Genomic DNA, 4,160 nt, shown 5'->3' on the forward strand with positions numbered 1-4,160 from the left:
ACGCGATCGTCTCCTACGGCGAGTAAGACCTTTGAAAAGGCATACACCATCGCAAGAGGATAGACCGAAGCAAGAACTAATGTCGCAACACGAGATGATTTAGTCAGAACGTCGGGAACCCAGCCGTTAAAGGGAAGCAATTTCGACTCAACGCCAAGACCCGCAACAATAAGAAGTGAAGAGACTAATGTGACATCCCCGCTGATTTGCCCGGAAGATACCCTTGCGGCGAGTTCAGAAATGTTGAGTGTGCCGGCCGCCCCGTAAAGAATCGCGACCCCAAGAAGATACAACAGCGATCCAACAGATCCGATTATCAGATACTTGAAAGATGCAACCTTTGAACCACTGCCTTCTCCAGTAGATGCTAGAAGATATGCGGTGATTCCGGCAATCTCAAGAAAAACGAAGAGGTTGAAGAGATCGTTGGTTAAAAGGATCCCGTTCAATGAGGCAAGAGCCACCAAGAAAACCACCGAATACCTCGCAGTTTCTCCTCCTTTTCGTAGATAACTCAACACTGCAAAGAGAAAGAGTATATTTGCGACGGGAAGCAAAAGTTTCGTAGCGTCGTTAACGAGTAAACTGATACCATATGGAGCTTTCCAGCCGCCAATAGAGAAGCTTGTAACGGTGAGGGACATGACCCCGAAGACTCCGGCAAAGGCGTTGAAGAAGGCGGCAATAATCAGAACCCACCCGGAGACACTCCTCCAAAACGCGCTCACAAAGGCTAGTGCCAGGGGTATCGCTATCAACCATACGGGATTCATTCGCTATCACCTCCCCCACTCGAGAGCTCCGTGATATCTATCGTATTCCTTGATTTGCTCACAGAAACAATAAGAGAAAGGGCTAGAGCCGTTACGCCCACCCCAATGACTATAGAAGTAAGAACTAGAGCCTGGGGAAGAGGATCGACGAAAAGAAGCGATGAGTTGTCGCTGACCGAAGACAAAATAGGAGCTGCTCCCCCTTCTACGTAACCAATTGAGACAATGAAGAGGTTGACTCCGATCTCCGCGATATTCAAGGAGATAATCAACTTCACGAGATTCTTCTGCGAAAGAAGGCCGTATAAGCCGACGGCGACAAGCATCATAGAGAAGTACTGAATCATACCTCATCGCCCCCTTCCGAAATGAAGTCATCTACAATTCCGGAAAGCTCTGCTCCGACCTTAAGACCGATTATCGAGTAAACAACGGGGATTATCCCCGCACTGAAAAGTTCTCCCACAACGCCCGTGGGAAGGAAATTACTCAGGAAGGAACCTGAGATCAGCAGACCGGCTATCCCTATGAGTACATAGAGAAGTCCCATTGTACCCTCCAGTATCTTCAGTCCCTTTGAAGCTCTCTTTTCATCGTCAACCACAACGAGAAGCAAGAAACCGGCTGCAATTATCGCTCCTCCGGGAAATCCTCCGCCCGGTGTGAGATGGCCGTGAGCAAATACATATATCCCCAGTACCATAAGCAATGGGGCAATCACTCTAGAGGCAGTCTTGACAACAGGACTTACGGATATCACCGAACCGATCCTCTTTCTTCCCCCTCCAAGAAGCAGTCCAACTCCTGTTGCCGAAATGAAGAGTACCGTCACCTCTCCGAGGGTGTCGAATGATCTGTAGTTGACGACAATCGAAGTAACCATGTTTGCCGAACCGGTCTCGGCGTCGGCAGTTACTCCAAAGTTAATCACATCTTCATTCCCATTCACCGATTTCTCGATGTATTTCGCAGAGACTCTTTCAGAGAGCTTCACTTCACCGTATCTTGGAATCCCCATAGAATCAGAAGAGTCGGAATTCAGAACAGTTACGATCATGAAGAAGAAAAGAAGTGCTATAAGAGCAGATATAATTCGCTTCATTCTGCATCAGCTCGCTTAAGCTTCCTGAGGGAGAGGAGGAATATAGCCGTGGTGAGACCGGCTCCAACAGAAGCTTCCGTTATTGCGACATCAGGGGCCTTCATGATTACAAACAGTATGACAGACAGAAGGCTCATTGCGGAGAGCATTATCACGGAAGTCAGCAGCTTCTTAGCTTCGATTGCGAAAATAGCCAGTCCCACCATTACTACTCCGATTATGAACGAGAATACGCTCACACTTCCTCACCACCTTCGGGGAGACTGTCCGGTTCCTTTCGAGATTCCTGATTAATTATCGGTGTTATTCCCTTCTTCAGGGCCGTTCTGGCGATCACTGAACTCCCGACGGGATTTGTAATAGCTATGAATACGACTATGATTATTGTCTTCAATAGCCACTGAGGGTTTATCAGCCCCACACCGAGTATTACGGAGAAGGAGCCCAGTGTAGTCGCCTTCGTCCCTGCCTGAAGCCTGTTAAAAACGTCGGGCATCCTCAGCATTCCAAGGCCTCCAAGAAAGAAGAAAAATGCACCTATGGATAAGAGCGCATATCCCAGAATATCCAGTATTATCATCTTCTCCCCTCCAAATACCTGGCAATCACTATGGTCTCAAGAAAGGAGAGCGCAGCATATACAAGCGCTATATCTAGAAAGAGGGGATTGCCATCGATTAGAGAAAATAACACTATCGCACTTGTAATCATCACGTTCAATATATCTAGCGCTGCAACTCTGTCTGGAACCGTCGGCCCTCTCAGCAATCTGTAGAGAGTCAGTACGGCGCCGGCGAGAATTAGCGAAAAGAAGATGGAGAAGCCTATCATTCGAAGATCCCCCCTATTCTCTTCTCAAACTTTCCCGAGATCTCTTCTCTTATTCTCTCAGGTTCATCGGCCTTCTTGTCTATCCAGTGAACCAAGAGACGGTCCTCACCAATGTCAACGGTCAAGGTTCCAGGTGTGAGAGTTATCGAGTTGGCCAGAGTGAGCTTCGAGATCTCCCCTTTCAAATCCGTTTCAACTTCGACCATCGAAGGATTTATAGGAAGAGAAGGATTCAAGACTCTTTTGGCCACATCGATATTTGCCTTAACCATTTCCAAAATGAAGATTGGAAGGAAGAAGAACACGAATTTGAAGAGGCGAACAGGAAAGTCGAGACCGATCCGGAATCTTGAATACTTGCTCAAGATAATGGCGACGACAATCGAAACCACAAGCCCAAGAAGTATCTCGGCAAGAGCAAGACTCCCAGTAAAGCCCAGCCAGATGGTAAAGGAGATTACCAGTAGAGAGATGAATTGCAGGGCCATTGCACCACCCCTTTATGTGAAATTTGTGAAATATTCCACTTACCGATGAAAGTATCATACCATAACCCGGTACAGGGTATTACCATCCTTTATCTTTCATCATTTCACATTATTACCACAGCAATAAGTCGAAAACTACTGAACTGACGAACTACCGATGATCCAGGAAAAGACTATGTGTCAATGATAATTCAATAAGCAATTCGAAGAGCCCAAAAGATAGACTCTAAACTCTTTCGACGCTGGATGTTTTCCTGAAGATGAATATTGAAAAGTCGTGTGAGAACTCGTTGCCGGAGAAGGCCTTCATAATTTGCCCCACCTTCTCGATTGGGAATTCGAGCGTGAGAGCCTTTTCAATTTCCTCACGGTTTTTTGCTTTCCATTTCGTCCTTACAACCCTTTCTAAGAAGCCCTTTGATAAGAAGTATTCGGAAATCTCTTTTTGGAGGCTTTTCAGATCCCGACCGTATGAGAGCTCGAGGAAATCCGCATACTTGCCGGAAGAGTAATTGTTCTGAATATTGAAGAAATACCCGTCAGTCTTCAGTACCCTCTTGACTTCTTCGATCCCCTCTTCGCAACTCTCTGTGTATTTCATGGGCGGACCAAAGAAATACGCAAGTCTCGCGTGCACGATATCTGCCAGATCAGATTTCAAGGGTAGATCCTCAGCAAATCCCTTAACCACAGAGAAGTTCGATCTGAAGTCACGGGCTTGCCTTGAAATCAATTGTTTTAGCATTGCCGAATTCGGCTCCACGGCGTAAACCATAGAAGCAGTGCTTGCGTACATATGTGAGTGAAAGCCTGATCCTGCCCCAACATCGACAATTACACTGCCATCCAAATCGCAGAACTCTTCCATGACCTTCTCTATTTTCCTTTCCGGGTCGATCAATTCATTCTGAAGCTCGTACAACTCCGGGTTTGTTGAACCGGCGTAGAGGCAGAGATTTGGCATAT

8 protein-coding genes are annotated in these 4,160 nt (G+C 46.7%); all 8 read right to left on the reverse strand.

Translation table 11 applies throughout. The annotated features are described in order from the left end of the window. Positions 1–773, reverse strand: a 773-nt coding sequence (locus ENN47_07500) for a sodium:proton antiporter (protein HDP78013.1), incomplete at its 3' end; no start/stop codon positions are given. After that, positions 770–1,120, reverse strand: coding sequence for a cation:proton antiporter (locus ENN47_07505; protein HDP78014.1), 351 nt, complete (start codon positions 1,118–1,120; stop codon positions 770–772). The genes ENN47_07500 and ENN47_07505, both read right to left, overlap by 4 nt. After that, positions 1,117–1,875 (reverse strand): cation:proton antiporter, encoded by a 759-nt coding sequence (locus ENN47_07510; GenBank protein HDP78015.1) that lies wholly within the window; start codon positions 1,873–1,875, stop codon positions 1,117–1,119. The genes ENN47_07505 and ENN47_07510 overlap by 4 nt, the downstream gene beginning before the upstream one ends. Then, positions 1,872–2,114 (reverse strand): DUF4040 domain-containing protein, encoded by a 243-nt coding sequence (locus ENN47_07515; protein HDP78016.1) that lies wholly within the window; start codon positions 2,112–2,114, stop codon positions 1,872–1,874. Before ENN47_07515 ends, ENN47_07510 begins: the two co-directional genes overlap by 4 nt. Next, entirely contained in the window at positions 2,111–2,455 is a 345-nt protein-coding gene (locus tag ENN47_07520; GenBank protein HDP78017.1) for a monovalent cation/H(+) antiporter subunit G, read from the reverse strand. Before ENN47_07520 ends, ENN47_07515 begins: the two co-directional genes overlap by 4 nt. After that, positions 2,452–2,706: a cation:proton antiporter gene (locus ENN47_07525; protein HDP78018.1), complete on the reverse strand. Its 255-nt coding sequence runs from the start codon at positions 2,704–2,706 to the stop codon at positions 2,452–2,454. Before ENN47_07525 ends, ENN47_07520 begins: the two co-directional genes overlap by 4 nt. Then, complete coding sequence (locus tag ENN47_07530) at positions 2,703–3,194, reverse strand: Na+/H+ antiporter subunit D (protein ID HDP78019.1); 492 nt, start codon at positions 3,192–3,194, stop codon at positions 2,703–2,705. Before ENN47_07530 ends, ENN47_07525 begins: the two co-directional genes overlap by 4 nt. 226 nt (positions 3,195–3,420) lie before the next feature. After that, on the reverse strand, positions 3,421–4,158 hold the full coding sequence (locus tag ENN47_07535; protein ID HDP78020.1) for a class I SAM-dependent methyltransferase: 738 nt from the start codon (positions 4,156–4,158) through the stop codon (positions 3,421–3,423). Positions 4,159–4,160 lie beyond the last annotated feature (2 nt).

This window comes from Mesotoga infera, from assembly GCA_011045915.1.
Taxonomy (GTDB): domain Bacteria; phylum Thermotogota; class Thermotogae; order Petrotogales; family Kosmotogaceae; genus Mesotoga; species Mesotoga infera_D.

Coding starts and splice junctions, on each gene's coding strand:
- ENN47_07505 (HDP78014.1), bottom strand. CDS start 1,120: ATGATTCAGTACTTCTCTATGATGCTTGTCGCCGTCGGCTTATACGGC.
- ENN47_07525 (HDP78018.1), bottom strand. CDS start 2,706: ATGATAGGCTTCTCCATCTTCTTTTCGCTAATTCTCGCCGGCGCCGTA.
- ENN47_07520 (HDP78017.1), bottom strand. CDS start 2,455: ATGATAATACTGGATATTCTGGGATATGCGCTCTTATCCATAGGTGCA.
- ENN47_07530 (HDP78019.1), bottom strand. CDS start 3,194: ATGGCCCTGCAATTCATCTCTCTACTGGTAATCTCCTTTACCATCTGG.
- ENN47_07535 (HDP78020.1), bottom strand. CDS start 4,158: ATGCCAAATCTCTGCCTCTACGCCGGTTCAACAAACCCGGAGTTGTAC.
- ENN47_07510 (HDP78015.1), bottom strand. CDS start 1,875: ATGAAGCGAATTATATCTGCTCTTATAGCACTTCTTTTCTTCTTCATG.